This is a genomic window from Pseudomonas sp. LB3P93, assembly GCF_054898025.1.
On the sequence record NZ_CM142713.1, the window covers coordinates 903,322 to 918,924 of the forward strand.

Annotated in this window: 12 protein-coding genes; 10 read left to right on the forward strand and 2 right to left on the reverse strand. The window is 58.2% G+C overall.

What is annotated here, in order from left to right; genetic code table 11:
- Positions 1-53 precede the first annotated feature (53 nt).
- The gene (gene recN / locus ACYZT8_RS03865) at positions 54-1,727 is read right to left on the reverse strand and encodes a DNA repair protein RecN (protein ID WP_461979393.1); all 1,674 of its coding nucleotides are present in this window, start codon (positions 1,725-1,727) and stop codon (positions 54-56) included.
- A 240-nt stretch (positions 1,728-1,967) separates the two neighbouring features.
- Between recN and grpE the strand changes: the two genes are divergently transcribed.
- The 8 genes from grpE (at position 1,968) to ACYZT8_RS03905 (ending at position 12,432) form a co-directional block, all read left to right on the forward strand.
- Positions 1,968-2,534 carry a nucleotide exchange factor GrpE gene (gene grpE / locus ACYZT8_RS03870; protein ID WP_461979395.1) on the forward strand — a complete coding sequence of 189 codons (567 nt, stop codon included), beginning with the start codon at positions 1,968-1,970 and terminating at the stop codon, positions 2,532-2,534.
- Positions 2,535-2,636: 102 nt separating this feature from the next.
- Entirely contained in the window at positions 2,637-4,553 is a 1,917-nt protein-coding gene (dnaK, locus tag ACYZT8_RS03875) for a molecular chaperone DnaK (protein WP_461957175.1), read from the forward strand.
- 296 nt (positions 4,554-4,849) lie between these two features.
- Complete coding sequence (gene dnaJ / locus ACYZT8_RS03880; RefSeq protein WP_059403177.1) at positions 4,850-5,974, forward strand: molecular chaperone DnaJ; 1,125 nt, start codon at positions 4,850-4,852, stop codon at positions 5,972-5,974.
- A 10-nt stretch (positions 5,975-5,984) separates the two neighbouring features.
- Positions 5,985-6,788 (forward strand): 4-hydroxy-tetrahydrodipicolinate reductase, encoded by an 804-nt coding sequence (gene dapB / locus ACYZT8_RS03885; protein ID WP_109627907.1) that lies wholly within the window; start codon positions 5,985-5,987, stop codon positions 6,786-6,788.
- 258 nt (positions 6,789-7,046) lie between these two features.
- The gene (carA, locus tag ACYZT8_RS03890) at positions 7,047-8,183 is read left to right on the forward strand and encodes a glutamine-hydrolyzing carbamoyl-phosphate synthase small subunit (RefSeq protein ID WP_461979398.1); all 1,137 of its coding nucleotides are present in this window, start codon (positions 7,047-7,049) and stop codon (positions 8,181-8,183) included.
- 121 nt (positions 8,184-8,304) lie between these two features.
- The gene (gene carB / locus ACYZT8_RS03895) at positions 8,305-11,526 is read left to right on the forward strand and encodes a carbamoyl-phosphate synthase large subunit (RefSeq protein ID WP_461979400.1); all 3,222 of its coding nucleotides are present in this window, start codon (positions 8,305-8,307) and stop codon (positions 11,524-11,526) included.
- Complete coding sequence (gene greA / locus ACYZT8_RS03900) at positions 11,523-11,999, forward strand: transcription elongation factor GreA (RefSeq protein WP_131060787.1); 477 nt, start codon at positions 11,523-11,525, stop codon at positions 11,997-11,999. The genes carB and greA overlap by 4 nt, the downstream gene beginning before the upstream one ends.
- Before the next feature lie 28 nt (positions 12,000-12,027).
- Positions 12,028-12,432, forward strand: coding sequence for an MFS transporter (locus ACYZT8_RS03905; RefSeq protein ID WP_461982367.1), 405 nt, complete (start codon positions 12,028-12,030; stop codon positions 12,430-12,432).
- 9 nt (positions 12,433-12,441) lie between these two features.
- On the opposite strand, the gene ACYZT8_RS03910 is transcribed toward ACYZT8_RS03905, so the two are convergent.
- A complete protein-coding gene (locus ACYZT8_RS03910; RefSeq protein ID WP_008057408.1) occupies positions 12,442-12,750 on the reverse strand; it encodes a YhbY family RNA-binding protein in 309 nt (102 codons plus the stop codon).
- 105 nt (positions 12,751-12,855) lie between these two features.
- Between ACYZT8_RS03910 and rlmE the strand changes: the two genes are divergently transcribed.
- A complete protein-coding gene (gene rlmE / locus ACYZT8_RS03915; RefSeq protein ID WP_008005470.1) occupies positions 12,856-13,485 on the forward strand; it encodes a 23S rRNA (uridine(2552)-2'-O)-methyltransferase RlmE in 630 nt (209 codons plus the stop codon).
- A gap of 202 nt (positions 13,486-13,687) precedes the next feature.
- Positions 13,688-15,601, forward strand: a complete 1,914-nt coding sequence (gene ftsH, locus ACYZT8_RS03920; protein ID WP_109627910.1) for an ATP-dependent zinc metalloprotease FtsH — start codon at positions 13,688-13,690, stop codon at positions 15,599-15,601.
- The last annotated feature ends 2 nt before the right edge of the window (positions 15,602-15,603 follow it).

The window sequence follows — 15,603 nt, forward strand, 5'->3', positions numbered from 1 at the left end:
TCGCGAAACGAGCGAAGGCGACCCCAGGGTCGCCTTCGTGCTGTCTGCCGTTCTTAAATTTTTGCGGTGACGACCATTTTTTTCGCGTGAGCCAGTGATTCCTTGGTCAGGTCGATGCCGCCGAGCATTCGCGCCACTTCTTCGACGCGATCATTCTTGCTCAACTTGGAAACAGCGGTGTGGGTCGCCTCTTCGCCACGCACCTTGTGCACAAATAGATGTTGATGGCCCTGCGCAGCGACTTGCGGCAAGTGAGTCACCGTCAGAACCTGCCCGCGCTCCCCGAGTCGACGCAGCAACTGGCCCACGATCTCGGCTGTCGGGCCGCCGATACCCACGTCCACTTCATCGAATACCAGTGTCGGTACGCGCGAGGTCTGCGCGGTGATCACCTGAATAGCCAGGCTGATCCGTGACAGCTCGCCACCCGAGGCCACTTTGGCCAAGGCTTTCAATGGTTGTCCAGGGTTGGCGCTGACAAGCAGTTCGACCTGTTCAAGCCCATTGGGCAGCAGTTCATCACTGCTGTTGGGGCGTAATTCGATAGTGAAACGCCCACCGGGCATGCCCAGTCGCTGGATTTCCTGCTCCACGGCGCTGGCCAGGCTGTTTGAGGCTTGATGGCGCAGGTCGCTCAGTTCGCGAGCCTTCTCCTGATAATGACGGGCATAAGAGGCCAGCTCATCGCTCAGTCGCTCGATGGACTCGTCGTTGGCGTTCAGGGTTTCGATTTCATCCAGTAAGCGCTGCTGCATCTCTGCGACTTCGGTCGGCTGGATGCGGTGCTTGCGCGCCATGGTGTAGATCGCATCCAGGCGTTCTTCCAGGTACTGAAGTCGCGCCGGATCAGCGTCGAAGTTGTCGAGGAAGCGGTTCAGTTCGCCGACGGCCTCTTCAACCTGTATCTGTGCGCTGGTCAACAGGCTGCTGGCTTCACCCAGCGCGCCGATCGAATTGTTGACGCTCGAAAGACGGTTGAGGCTGGCCGTCAGGGCGTTCAGGACATTCCCGGAATCACTTTCGCTGCATTGCTCGACCACTTGCCGGCAGATGCCCAGCAGGGTTTCGGCGTTAGTGAGGTTCTTGTGTTCGTGTTCCAGCTGCTCCAGCTCGTTTTCGCCGAGGCCGAGATTTTCCAGCTCTTCGAGTTGATAGCTGAGCAATTGATGACGAGCGCGCTGCTCATCGCCGGAGTTGGAGAGGCGTTCCAGCTCCTGACGAGTCTGGCGCCAGCGTTGGGCGGCCAGTTGCACTTGGCGGGCAAGGTCGGTGGCGCCGGCGTATTCGTCGAGCAGGCGGCGGTGAGTGTCGGTCTTCAGCAGGGATTGGTGTTCGTGCTGGCTGTGGATATCGATCAGCAGCTCACCCAGGGCTTTGAGATCGCCGAGCGGGCAGGGCGTACCGTTGATATAGCCGCGCGAGCGTCCTTCTGCGGTGATCACCCGACGCAGGATGCACGGGCCATCGCTCTCCAGGTCGCGATCTGCCAGCCAGGCGCTGGCTTCGGGTATGTCGATCAGGTCGAAAGTCGCCAGGATATCGGCCTTGTCGGCGCCGGGGCGGACCACGCCGCTGTCGGCGCGATCGCCCAGGGTCAGGCCGAGGGCGTCGAGCATGATCGACTTGCCGGCGCCGGTTTCCCCGGTTATCACGCTCATCCCGCGATCGAGCTCGAGATCGAGATGTTCAACGATGGCGTAGTTATGTACGGACAGGTGCACCAGCATAAAGGCCGCTCCCAGGCTTTAGGTCTGGTTATTTATACAGTGTTTTATTTGTGGCTGACAATGCCCTCGCTTAGCTCGATTTACTCGGCCTGACGAAATGCCTGGTCCGTCGAGTCATCGCAATGCAGCGTTTTTTGTAGGGTTAATCGCAACCGGCCCCTTGAAGCTGATTTTTGCGGCCCCATATACCGGGACAGAAGCGCGAGTTGAGCTCGCGGACGTTATTGAAAGGAGAATTCTATGGCTGACGAACAGACAGTGGATACGCAAAATCTAGACGCCGATCAGGCTGCCCAGAATTCGGGTGATGAACTGGCGGCTCGTGTACAAGTGCTCGAAGAGCAATTGGCTGGCGCTCATGATCAAGCTTTGCGTGTAGCGGCTGATCTGCAGAACGTCCGCCGTCGCGCCGAGCAGGATGTAGAAAAAGCGCACAAATTCGCTCTGGAAAAATTTGCTGGCGATTTGTTGCCGATCATCGACAGCCTGGAGCGTGGTCTGGAGTTGTCCAACCCGGACGACGAAAGCATCCGCCCAATGCGCGAAGGCATCGAACTGACCCTGAAAATGTTCCAGGACACCCTGAAGCGTTATCAGTTGGAAGCGATCGATCCGCATGGCGAACCGTTCAACGCCGTTCAGCATCAGGCAATGGCCATGCAGGAAAGCGCCGACGTCGAGCCAAACAGCGTGCTCAAGGTGTTCCAGAAGGGCTATCAGCTCAACGGTCGTCTGCTGCGCCCGGCCATGGTCGTGGTCAGTAAGGCTCCAGCGCCAGTTTCGCCTTCGATTGACGAGCAGGCTTGAAATTGGCCGCAAGGCCCCCATTTATAAGTCAAGCGTTTAAGTGCTACCGCAGTTAGCCACCACTGCTGCGGCAACCAAATCCAAAGTTTCGGGAGAGTGAACATGGGCAAAATTATCGGTATCGACCTGGGGACTACCAACTCCTGCGTCTCCGTGATGGAAAACGGCAAAGCCAAAGTTATTGAAAACGCTGAAGGCGCGCGTACCACGCCGTCGATCATCGCGTACGCCAACGATGGCGAAATCCTGGTTGGCCAGTCGGCCAAGCGTCAGGCTGTGACCAATCCGCATAACACCCTGTACGCGGTGAAGCGTCTGATCGGTCGTAAGTTCGACGAAGAAGTCGTACAGAAAGACATCAAGATGGTGCCTTACAAAATCGCCAAGGCTGACAATGGCGACGCGTGGGTAGAAGTGAACGGCCAGAAAATGTCGCCGCCACAGATCTCGGCTGAAATTCTGAAGAAAATGAAGAAGACCGCCGAAGACTACCTCGGCGAGCCAGTGACTGAAGCGGTGATCACCGTTCCGGCCTACTTCAACGACAGCCAGCGTCAAGCCACCAAAGACGCCGGTCGTATTGCGGGTCTGGACGTAAAACGCATCATCAACGAACCAACCGCAGCCGCTCTGGCTTACGGTATGGACAAGGCGAAGGGCGATCACACCGTGATCGTTTACGACTTGGGCGGCGGTACTTTCGACGTCTCCGTAATCGAAATCGCTGAAGTCGATGGCGAGCACCAGTTCGAAGTGTTGGCCACCAACGGTGACACGTTCCTGGGCGGTGAAGACTTTGACATTCGTCTGATCGACTACCTCGTCGACGAATTCAAGAAAGAAAGCGGCATGAACCTCAAAGGTGATCCGCTGGCCATGCAGCGCCTGAAAGAAGCTGCTGAAAAAGCCAAGATCGAGCTGTCCTCGAGCATGTCGACCGACGTGAACCTGCCGTACATCACAGCAGACGCCACCGGTCCTAAGCACTTGAACGTGAAAATCTCCCGCGCCAAGCTCGAAGCGCTGGTAGAAGACCTGGTTCAACGCACCATCGAACCTTGCCGCATCGCTCTGAAAGACTCCGGCATCGACGTTGGTGCGATCAACGACGTGATCCTGGTAGGCGGTCAGACCCGTATGCCACTGGTTCAGAAGCTGGTGACCGAGTTCTTCGGTAAAGAAGCACGTAAAGACGTGAATCCGGACGAAGCCGTTGCCATGGGTGCTGCCATCCAGGGCGCCGTATTGGCTGGTGACGTGAAAGACGTTCTGCTGCTCGACGTCAGCCCGCTGACCCTGGGTATCGAAACCATGGGTGGCGTGATGACCGCGCTGATCGAGAAAAACACCACGATTCCTACCAAGAAATCGCAAGTGTTCTCGACTGCCGACGACAACCAGGGCGCCGTGACCATTCACGTGCTGCAAGGTGAGCGTAAGCAAGCGGCTCAGAACAAGTCCCTGGGCAAGTTCGACCTGGCCGAGATTCCACCAGCACCACGTGGCGTACCACAAATTGAAGTGACCTTCGACATCGACGCCAACGGCATCCTGCACGTAGGCGCCAAAGACAAGGCCACCGGCAAGACTCAGTCGATCGTGATCAAGGCCAACTCCGGTCTGTCCGAGGAAGAAATTCAGCAGATGATTCGCGATGCTGAAGCCAACGCCGAGGAAGACAGCAAGTTCGAAGCGCTGGCCGCGGCTCGCAACCAGGGTGATGCGCTGGTTCACTCGACACGCAAAATGGTCGCTGATGCTGGCGATAAAGTGACTGCTGAAGAGAAGACTGCAATCGAAGCTGCTGTTGTTGCGCTGGAAGCCGCTGTCAAAGGCGACGACAAAGCTGCAATCGAAGCGAAGGTTGAAGAGCTGTCGAAAGTCTCCGCTCCAGTGGCGCAGAAGATGTACGCCGAACAGGCCCAGCCTGCTGAAGGCGCGGCACCGCAGGACGACAAGGCTGAAAAGGCTGATGACGTTGTCGATGCCGAGTTCGAAGAAGTCAAAGACCACAAGTAAGTTGTTGGTCGCCCGGTTGACTGCCTTCAGGCGGTGACTGGTAGGATGTCGCCGCGCGGGAGCTTGCTCCCGCGTTGGCGTGTCTGGAGTTAGCGAATTTTTACAGCATGCGACAACGCTCGGATGCTGCCGGTATGGCCGAAGATGCTCCTGCTTTTCGAGCCGAAAGTACCGAATGAATCAAAGACCAGGATCGTTGAATTGACGTGAGTTGGGTCCGGGCCTGTATTGGGGCTCAACGAGTTTGGCAAGGCTCAGGAGAGGTTTGCCGAACGTCCTTAAGAGTGCAAAGACTTATGGCAAAGCGTGACTATTACGAAGTATTGGGTGTTGAGCGTGGCTCAAGCGAAGCAGACCTGAAAAAGGCCTACCGTCGCCTGGCGATGAAGCACCACCCGGACCGTAATCCCGATGACAAAGCGTCGGAAGATATGTTCAAGGAGGCCAACGAGGCCTACGAAGTGCTGTCCGATTCCAGCAAGCGCGCGGCGTACGACCAGTACGGTCATGCCGGCGTCGACCCGAGCATGGGTGGCGGCGGTGCCGGTTTTGGCGGTCAGAACTTCTCCGACATCTTTGGTGATGTCTTCAGTGACTTCTTCGGTGGCGGTCGCGGCGGTTCCCGTGGCGGCGCTCAGCGCGGCAGCGACTTGCGTTACACCCTTGAGCTGAATCTGGAAGAAGCGGTGCGCGGCACGACCGTGAATATCCGCGTTCCGACGCTGGTCAACTGCAAGCCGTGCGATGGCTCGGGTGCCAAGAAAGGCTCTTCGCCAGTGACCTGCCCGACGTGCGGCGGTATTGGCCAGGTGCGCATGCAGCAGGGCTTCTTCTCGGTGCAGCAGACCTGCCCGCGCTGCCATGGCCAGGGCAAGATCATTTCCGACCCGTGCAACTCCTGCAACGGCGAAGGTCGTGTAGAAGAGTACAAAACCCTCTCGGTGAAAGTGCCGGCCGGTGTTGATACCGGTGATCGCATTCGTCTGTCCGGCGAAGGTGAGGCGGGTGCTCAGGGCGGTCCGACGGGCGACCTGTACGTGGTCATCAATGTGCGCGAGCACGCGATCTTCCAGCGTGATGGCAAGCACCTGTTCTGCGAAGTGCCGATCAGTTTTGTCGATGCGGCGCTGGGCGGCGAGCTGGAGATTCCGACCCTTGATGGTCGAGTCAAACTGAAAATCCCTGAAGGGACTCAGACCGGCAAGCAGTTCCGTGTTCGCGGTAAAGGCGTCGCGCCTGTGCGTGGCGGCGGTGCCGGTGACTTGATGTGCCGTGTGGCGGTCGAAACCCCGGTCAACCTGGGTCGTCGTCAGCGCGAATTGCTGGAAGAATTCCGCAGCTCGCTGGCGGACGACAACAGCCATTCGCCGAAAACCACCGGCTGGTTCGAAGGCGTGAAGCGCTTCTTCGGCGATTTGTAAGGAGACAGGCATGCGACGTATTGCAGTGATGGGCGCCGCCGGGCGCATGGGCAAAACCCTGATCGAAGCCGTGCAGCAACAGCCGGGCGCGGGTCTGACGGCTGCCATTGATCGTCCGGACAGCTCGCTGGTCGGTGCTGATGCCGGTGAGTTGGCTGCGCTGGGTCGTATCGGTGTGCCGCTGTCGGGTGATCTGGATCGCGTGGTTGATGAATTCGACGTGCTGATCGACTTCACGCATCCGACGGTAACTCTGAAAAACCTCGCGTTCTGCCGCAAGCATCACAAGGCGATGATTATTGGCACCACCGGTTTCAGCGTTGAAGAGAAGCAGTTGCTGGCGGAAGCGGGCAAGGACATTCCGATTGTCTTCGCGGCTAACTTCAGTGTCGGCGTCAACCTGTGCCTGAAGCTGCTCGACACCGCGGCTCGGGTGTTGGGTGATGATGTCGATATCGAGATCACTGAGGCCCACCATCGGCACAAAGTCGATGCGCCGTCCGGTACAGCCGTACGCATGGGTGAGGTGATTGCTGATGCGCTGGGGCGTGATCTGAAGAAAGTGGCGGTTTATGGTCGTGAAGGTCAGACCGGCGCCCGCGCTCGCGAAACCATCGGCTTCGCCACTGTGCGTGCCGGCGACATCGTGGGTGATCACACCGTGCTGTTCGCCGCCGATGGTGAGCGTGTCGAGATCACGCACAAAGCGTCCAGCCGCATGACCTTCGCCAAGGGTGCCGTACGTGCCGCTTTGTGGCTGGACGGTCGTGAGCCAGGTCTTTACGACATGCAAGACGTGCTCGACCTGCGTTAAGAAGTGCCCGAAATCGGGTTCAAACCCAGTGTTTGAGCCCGGTTTTACTCCGCCAAGCGACGTCCTGTCGCATTCTCCGGCCTTTAAGGCTCATTGGCGGTAGACCAAAAATGCCTTTTTCTGTAAGCTACAGCTTTAGTGTGTTCACTAAAAGCGCGCAGAATAATTCAGTGAATGAGCGGGGTGACGTGTCCATACGTCACTCCGCTTTTTTACACCTGCGATCGCCCTTTCAGGCTTTATTTACGGGAGGTCTTCTTGACTAAGCCAGCCATACTCGCCCTTGCTGACGGCAGCATTTTTCGCGGCGAAGCAATTGGAGCCGACGGGCAGACCGTTGGAGAGGTGGTGTTCAACACCGCCATGACCGGCTATCAGGAAATCCTTACCGATCCTTCCTACGCCCAACAGATCGTTACCCTGACTTACCCGCACATCGGCAACACCGGCACCACGCCGGAAGACGCCGAGTCTGACCGCGTATGGTCCGCTGGCCTGGTCATCCGTGACCTGCCACTGGTTGCGAGCAACTGGCGTAACACGATGTCCCTGTCCGACTACCTGAAAGCCAACAACGTTGTGGCAATCGCCGGTATCGACACCCGCCGCCTGACGCGCATCCTGCGTGAGAAAGGCGCGCAGAACGGCTGCATCATGGCCGGTGACAACATCTCCGAAGAAGCCGCCATCGCTGCTGCCCAGGGTTTCCCTGGCCTCAAAGGCATGGATCTGGCGAAAGTCGTCAGCACCAAAGAGAAGTACGAGTGGCGCTCGACTGTCTGGGATCTGAAAACCGACAGCCACGCGACCATCGAAGCCTCCGAACTGCCGTACCACGTGGTTGCCTACGACTACGGCGTCAAGCTGAACATCCTGCGCATGCTGGTCGAGCGCGGTTGCCGCGTGACCGTGGTGCCGGCTCAAACGCCAGCCGCCGATGTTCTGGCGATGAAGCCGGACGGCGTATTCCTGTCCAACGGCCCTGGTGACCCGGAGCCTTGCGACTACGCGATCCAGGCGATCAAAGACGTGCTGGAAACCGAGATTCCGGTATTCGGTATCTGCCTCGGTCACCAGCTGCTGGCCCTGGCCTCCGGCGCAAAGACCCTGAAAATGGGTCACGGCCACCACGGTGCCAACCACCCGGTCCAGGATCTGGACACCGGCGTTGTGATGATCACCAGCCAGAACCACGGTTTTGCGGTAGACGACGCGACCCTGCCAGCCAACGTTCGCGCGATCCACAAATCGCTGTTCGACGGCACTCTGCAAGGCATCGAACGTACCGACAAGAGCGCCTTCAGCTTCCAGGGTCACCCTGAAGCCAGCCCTGGCCCGAACGACGTAGCGCCATTGTTCGATCGCTTCATCAACGAAATGGCCAAGCGACGCTAATCGCTCGCCTTGATGTTGCAAAGCTTGAGGGGCGGTCCCGACAACCGGCGACCCCCCTCAAGGCTTCAAAGATTGAACAAGACGGCTTGCCGACTGACCTGCGGATTTGAGTGACAAACCCATGCCAAAACGTACAGACATTAAAAGCATCCTGATTCTCGGCGCTGGCCCGATCGTGATCGGCCAGGCCTGCGAATTCGACTACTCCGGCGCCCAGGCCTGCAAAGCCCTGCGCGAGGAGGGTTATCGCGTCATCCTGGTGAACTCCAACCCAGCGACCATCATGACCGACCCGGACATGGCTGACGCGACCTACATCGAACCGATCAAGTGGCAGACCGTTGCCAAGATCATCGAGAAAGAGCGTCCGGACGCGCTGCTGCCGACTATGGGTGGCCAGACCGCTCTGAACTGCGCCCTGGACCTGGAGCGTGAAGGCGTTCTGGAGAAGTTCGGCGTAGAAATGATCGGCGCCAACGCTGACACCATCGACAAGGCTGAAGACCGTTCGCGCTTCGACAAGGCGATGAAATCCATTGGTCTGGACTGCCCGCGTTCGGGTATCGCCCACAGCATGGAAGAGGCCAACGTGGTCCTCGAGAAGCTTGGCTTCCCGTGCATCATTCGCCCGTCCTTCACCATGGGCGGCACCGGTGGCGGTATCGCTTACAACCGTGAAGAGTTCGAAGAAATCTGCGCTCGCGGTCTGGACCTGTCGCCGACCAAAGAGCTGCTGATCGACGAATCCCTGATCGGCTGGAAAGAGTACGAGATGGAGGTTGTCCGCGATAAGAAGGACAACTGCATCATCGTCTGCTCCATCGAAAACTTTGACCCGATGGGTGTGCACACCGGTGACTCGATCACCGTTGCTCCGGCACAAACCCTGACGGACAAGGAATACCAGATCATGCGTAACGCCTCGCTGGCGGTACTGCGTGAGATCGGCGTGGAAACCGGCGGCTCCAACGTTCAGTTCGGCATTTGCCCGGACACTGGCCGTATGGTCGTGATCGAGATGAATCCGCGTGTATCCCGCTCTTCGGCGCTGGCCTCGAAAGCCACTGGTTTCCCGATTGCGCGTATCGCTGCCAAGCTGGCGATCGGCTACACCCTGGACGAACTGCAGAACGAAATCACCGGCGGCGCTACTCCTGCGTCCTTCGAGCCGTCGATCGACTATGTCGTGACCAAGCTGCCACGTTTCGCCTTCGAGAAATTCCCGAAAGCCGACGCACGCCTGACCACTCAGATGAAGTCGGTCGGTGAAGTCATGGCCATCGGCCGGACCTTCCAGGAATCCCTGCAGAAAGCCCTGCGCGGTCTGGAAGTGGGCGTTTGCGGTCTGGACGAGAAGCTCGACCTGAGCAATCCGGAAAGCATGAGCATCCTCAAGCGCGAACTGACCGTGCCGGGCGCCGAGCGCATCTGGTACGTGGCTGACGCCTTCCGTGCCGGCCTGTCGGTCGAAGACATCTTCGGCATGAACATGATCGACCCGTGGTTCCTGGTGCAGATCGAAGATCTGATCAAGGAAGAAGAGAAGGTCAAGACCCTGGGTCTGGCCAGCATCGACCGCGACTTGATGTTCAAGCTCAAGCGCAAAGGCTTCTCCGACATGCGTCTGGCCAAGCTGCTGGGCGTGACCGAGAAGGCTCTGCGTCGCCACCGTCACAAGCTCGAGATCTTCCCGGTCTACAAGCGCGTTGATACCTGCGCGGCCGAGTTCGCCACCGACACCGCCTACATGTACTCGACTTACGAGGAAGAGTGCGAAGCCGCGCCGTCGGGCCGCGACAAGATAATGATCCTTGGCGGCGGTCCAAACCGTATCGGCCAGGGCATCGAGTTCGACTACTGCTGCGTACACGCGGCATTGGCGCTGCGCGAAGACGGTTACGAGACCATCATGGTCAACTGCAACCCGGAAACCGTTTCCACCGACTACGACACCTCCGATCGCCTGTACTTCGAACCAGTGACCCTGGAAGACGTACTGGAAATCGTCCGCGTCGAGAAGCCGAAAGGCGTGATCGTCCAGTACGGCGGCCAAACTCCGCTGAAACTGGCTCGCGCCCTGGAAGAGGCCGGCGTGCCGATCATCGGCACCAGCCCTGACGCCATCGACCGTGCCGAAGACCGTGAGCGCTTCCAGCAAATGGTTGAGCGCCTGAACCTGCGTCAGCCGCCAAACGCCACCGTGCGCAGCGAAGACGAAGCGATTCGTGCCGCCGCCAAGATCGGTTACCCGCTGGTGGTTCGTCCGTCCTACGTGCTGGGCGGCCGCGCGATGGAAATCGTCTACGAAGAAGAAGAACTCAAGCGCTACCTGCGTGACGCGGTGAAAGTGTCCAACGACAGCCCGGTGCTGCTCGATCACTTCCTCAACTGCGCCATCGAAATGGACGTGGATGCGGTCTGCGACGGCACCGACGTGGTGATCGGCGCGATCATGCAGCACATCGAGCAGGCTGGCGTTCACTCCGGTGACTCCGCATGCTCCTTGCCGCCGTACTCGCTGCCGGCTCACATCCAGGACGAGATGCGCGAACAGGTCAAGAAAATGGCCCTGGAACTGGGCGTTGTCGGCCTGATGAACGTTCAGTTGGCGCTGCAAGGCGAAGACATCTACGTCATCGAAGTCAACCCGCGCGCTTCCCGTACCGTACCGTTTGTGTCCAAGTGCATCGGTGTTTCCCTGGCAATGATCGCGGCTCGCGTCATGGCGGGCAAAACCCTGAAAGAAATCGGCTTCACCAAAGAAATCATTCCGAACTTCTACAGCGTGAAAGAGGCGGTGTTCCCATTCGCCAAATTCCCTGGCGTGGATCCGATCCTGGGCCCAGAGATGAAGTCCACCGGTGAAGTGATGGGTGTGGGCGACACCTTTGGCGAAGCGTTCGCCAAGGCCCAGATGGGCGCCAGCGAAGTGCTGCCGACCGGCGGTACCGCGTTCATCAGCGTGCGTGACGACGACAAGCCACTGGTTGCAGGCGTGGCTCGTGATCTGATCAACTTGGGTTTCGAAGTGGTCGCCACCGCCGGTACTGCCAAGCTGATCGAAGCCGCAGGCCTGAAAGTGCGTCGTGTGAACAAGGTGACCGAGGGTCGTCCGCATGTGGTCGACATGATCAAGAATGACGAAGTTACCTTGATCATCAACACCACCGAAGGTCGTCAGTCGATCGCTGACTCGTACTCCATTCGTCGTAATGCCTTGCAGCACAAGATCTACTGCACCACCACCATTGCTGCTGGCGAAGCCATCTGCGAAGCGCTGAAGTTCGGTCCCGAGAAGACCGTGCGCCGCTTGCAGGATCTACACGCAGGATTGAAGGCATGATCAAGTACCCAATGACCGTCCAGGGCGCGAAAGCCCTGGAAGAAGAACACGCTCACCTGACCAAGGTCGTCCGTCCGAAGCTCAGCCAGGACATCGGGACGGCCCGCGAGTTGGGTGACTTGAAGGAAAACGCCGAATACCATGCTGCCCGCGAGCAGCAGGGGATGGTCGAGGCACGGATTCGTGACATCGAAGGCCGGATTCAGAATCAGGTCATCATCGACGTCACGTCCATTCCTCATACCGGCAAAGTGATTTTCGGCACCACCGTTGAAATCGCCAACGTCGAGACGGATGAAAGCGTCACTTACCACATCGTGGGTGAGGATGAGGCTGACTTCAAACTCGGCAAGATTTCGGTGGGTTCGCCACTGGCTCGCGCCTTGATTGCCAAGGAAGAGGGTGATGTGGTTGCCGTGAAGACGCCGAGTGGCGTTATCGAGTATGAGATTGTCGAAGTCCGCCACATCTGAAAGAAGGCGCCCGCTCCGTGCGGGCGCCATGCTTTGGCAGCTGACTCAGATGTTGTGGGTTGGTGGCCTGTGGCTGTTACACATCGGTCTGCTGCCGGTGCTGGGCCAGATAGGTCTGGCGCCGCTGCTGATCGACGAAATTGCAGGCATGCTGAATGCGCTGACGGTGGGTTTCGCCGCAGCATGTGTGATTTTTCAGGCTTTGGTGCTGATTCAGGCCGAGGGCCTTGCCAGTCTATGGCGCGATATTCGTGGGCAACTGCTGCTGATGGCGCTGTATGCGTGCGGGATGTTTTTCGCGGTGCGCGTCGGTTGGCCGGATGCAGTGCGCTGGCAGGTGTTTAGCTATCTTGTTCTGGGCTTTTCCGGGCTGGTGCTGGTGTTGCAACCGATGCCTGGATGGAGTGGCAGGGTGCGCGAAGCACACCCTTGACCCTTGTCATCACTTGAAGCGATGGACGTTCGACAGCTGCTTGTTGACGCTGAAGTTCTTGCGGTAAATCAGTGCCATCTTGCCGATGACCTGAACCAGGTCCGCTTTGCCGACCTTGCACAGTTCTGCAATGTTCGCCAGGCGCGACTCGCGATCGAGGATGTTGAGCTTGATTTTGATCAGCTCGTGATCCGCCAAAGCGCGTTCAAGTTCGGCTAACACACCTTCAGTCAAACCGTTGTCAGCCACGATCAAAACCGGTTTCAGATGGTGGCCAATGGATTTGTACTGTTTCTTCTGCTCTTGAGTGAGCGGCATAATCTGACCCCTGCGTCTGATCTTGTAAAAAGCGGCGGCCAGTTTACCCGAGCGAGTCCGGGACCGCCCAGTTAATCACGACCCGTTTTATTTTCGAGGTGGCCCGTGGCCCGTTCCAAGACAAGCCTTAAGTGGCTGCAAAGACATGTCAATGATCCCTATGTGAAGCAGGCGCAGAAGGATGGTTACCGCTCGCGTGCGAGTTATAAACTTCTGGAGGTTCAGGAGAAATACAAACTGATCCGTCCAGGTATGAGTGTTGTCGACCTGGGAGCGGCGCCCGGCGGCTGGTCGCAGGTCACTAGTCGGCTGATCGGTGGTCAGGGGCGTCTGATTGCCTCGGACATCCTGGAAATGGACAGCATTCCGGACGTGACTTTCATCCAGGGTGACTTCACCCAGGATGAAGTGCTCGCTCAGATCCTTGAAGCCGTGGGTAATTCGCAGGTGGACCTTGTGATTTCCGATATGGCCCCCAATATGAGTGGTACGCCTGAGGTAGACATGCCAAAAGCCATGTTTCTATGTGAGCTGGCTCTTGATCTGGCGGCTCGGATACTCAAGCCGGGTGGTAATTTCGTGATCAAGGTGTTTCAGGGCGAAGGGTTTGATGCTTACGTGAAGGACGCTCGTCAGAAATTCGACAAGGTCCAGATGATCAAGCCGGACTCTTCCCGTGGCAGTTCCCGCGAGCAATACATGCTGGCTTGGGGCTACCGCGGCCGTAGTGAGTAAATCGAGGTTTTTTTGCTCGTCGATAGGATTTTCGTATTTCGCCCTGTGGGAAATAGCGAATATTGTGTAGAAAGTGTTTCACAAAGGGTTACAGACGGCGCCTGCCAGAGCCGTAGGTAATGTAGTAAGTTAGGCCGGTGAATATCATGCGAAGCGCGCGCCATTAGCGGAGCTTGCTTCAGAGGGTAGTTAATTGAACGATATGGCAAAGAATCTGATCCTGTGGTTGATCATCGCGGCTGTCCTGGTGACGGTGATGAACAACTTCTCCAGCCCTAACGAGCCGCAGACCCTCAACTATTCCGACTTCATCCAGCAGGTCAAGGATGGCAAGGTCGAGCGCGTAGCAGTTGACGGCTATGTGATTACCGGCAAACGCAACGATGGCGACAGCTTCAAGACCATTCGTCCTGCAATCCAGGACAACGGTCTGATCGGCGACCTCGTGGATAACCACGTTGTGGTCGAAGGCAAGCAGCCTGAGCAGCAAAGCATCTGGACTCAACTTCTGGTTGCAAGCTTCCCGATCCTGGTGATCATCGCCGTGTTCATGTTTTTCATGCGGCAGATGCAGGGCGGTGCTGGTGGCAAGGGCGGACCGATGAGCTTCGGCAAGAGCAAGGCACGCCTGCTCTCCGAAGATCAGGTGAAAACCACCTTGGGTGACGTTGCCGGTTGCGACGAAGCCAAGGAAGAAGTCGGTGAGCTGGTCGAGTTCCTGCGTGATCCGGGCAAGTTCCAGCGCCTGGGCGGCCGCATTCCGCGCGGCGTGTTGATGGTGGGTCCTCCAGGTACCGGTAAAACCTTGCTGGCCAAGGCGATTGCCGGCGAAGCCAAAGTGCCATTCTTCACCATTTCCGGTTCCGATTTCGTCGAGATGTTCGTCGGTGTCGGTGCCAGCCGTGTTCGCGACATGTTCGAGCAAGCCAAGAAGCACGCGCCATGCATCATCTTCATCGATGAAATCGACGCCGTCGGTCGCCATCGTGGCGCCGGCATGGGTGGCGGTCACGACGAACGCGAGCAGACGCTCAACCAATTGCTGGTTGAGATGGATGGTTTTGAAATGAATGACGGCATCATCGTCATCGCCGCAACCAACCGTCCAGACGTACTGGACCCTGCGTTGCTGCGTCCGGGCCGTTTCGACCGTCAGGTCGTGGTGGGTCTGCCGGATATTCGTGGTCGTGAACAGATTCTCAAGGTGCACATGCGCAAAGTGCCAATGGGTGACGACGTCGCTCCAGCGGTGATTGCACGTGGTACCCCAGGCTTCTCCGGTGCTGATTTGGCCAACCTGGTGAATGAGGCTTCGTTGTTCGCTGCCCGTACCGGCAAGCGCATCGTCGAAATGAAAGAATTCGAGCTGGCCAAAGACAAGATCATGATGGGCGCCGAGCGCAAATCCATGGTCATGTCCGAGAAAGAGAAGCAGAACACCGCTTATCACGAAGCAGGTCACGCCATCGTCGGTCGTGTCGTGCCAGAGCATGATCCGGTGTACAAGGTTTCGATCATCCCGCGCGGTCGTGCGCTGGGTGTGACCATGTTCCTGCCGGAAGAAGATCGCTACAGCCTGTCCAAGCGCGCACTGATCAGCCAGATCTGCTCGCTGTACGGTGGCCGTATCGCTGAAGAAATGACCCTGGGCTTCGACGGTGTTACCACCGGCGCCTCCAACGACATCATGCGTGCCAGCCAGATTGCACGGAACATGGTGACCAAGTGGGGCCTGTCGGAAAAACTCGGTCCGTTGATGTATGCCGAAGAAGAGGGCGAAGTGTTCCTCGGTCGCGGCGGCGGTGGTCAGGGTGCAAGCTTCTCCGGCGAGACAGCCAAGCTGATCGACTCCGAAGTGCGCAGCATCATTGACCAGTGCTACGGCACGGCCAAGCAGATCCTCACGGATAACCGCGACAAGCTCGACGCCATGGCCGATGCCTTGATGAAGTACGAGACGATCGATGCCGATCAGATCGATGACATCATGGCCGGTCGTACGCCTCGCGAACCACGCGACTGGTCGGGTGGCGGTACCGGTACTTCCGGTACACCTCCGGTGGTGCAGGATGAGCGTCCGGAAACTCCGATCGGCGGTCCGGCTGCTGACGTATAAGG

Coding starts and splice junctions, on each gene's coding strand:
- dnaJ (WP_059403177.1), top strand. CDS start 4,850: ATGGCAAAGCGTGACTATTACGAAGTATTGGGTGTTGAGCGTGGCTCA.
- ACYZT8_RS03910 (WP_008057408.1), bottom strand. CDS start 12,750: ATGCCGCTCACTCAAGAGCAGAAGAAACAGTACAAATCCATTGGCCAC.
- greA (WP_131060787.1), top strand. CDS start 11,523: ATGATCAAGTACCCAATGACCGTCCAGGGCGCGAAAGCCCTGGAAGAA.
- ftsH (WP_109627910.1), top strand. CDS start 13,688: ATGGCAAAGAATCTGATCCTGTGGTTGATCATCGCGGCTGTCCTGGTG.
- carB (WP_461979400.1), top strand. CDS start 8,305: ATGCCAAAACGTACAGACATTAAAAGCATCCTGATTCTCGGCGCTGGC.
- recN (WP_461979393.1), bottom strand. CDS start 1,727: ATGCTGGTGCACCTGTCCGTACATAACTACGCCATCGTTGAACATCTC.
- dapB (WP_109627907.1), top strand. CDS start 5,985: ATGCGACGTATTGCAGTGATGGGCGCCGCCGGGCGCATGGGCAAAACC.
- grpE (WP_461979395.1), top strand. CDS start 1,968: ATGGCTGACGAACAGACAGTGGATACGCAAAATCTAGACGCCGATCAG.
- ACYZT8_RS03905 (WP_461982367.1), top strand. CDS start 12,028: ATGCTTTGGCAGCTGACTCAGATGTTGTGGGTTGGTGGCCTGTGGCTG.
- dnaK (WP_461957175.1), top strand. CDS start 2,637: ATGGGCAAAATTATCGGTATCGACCTGGGGACTACCAACTCCTGCGTC.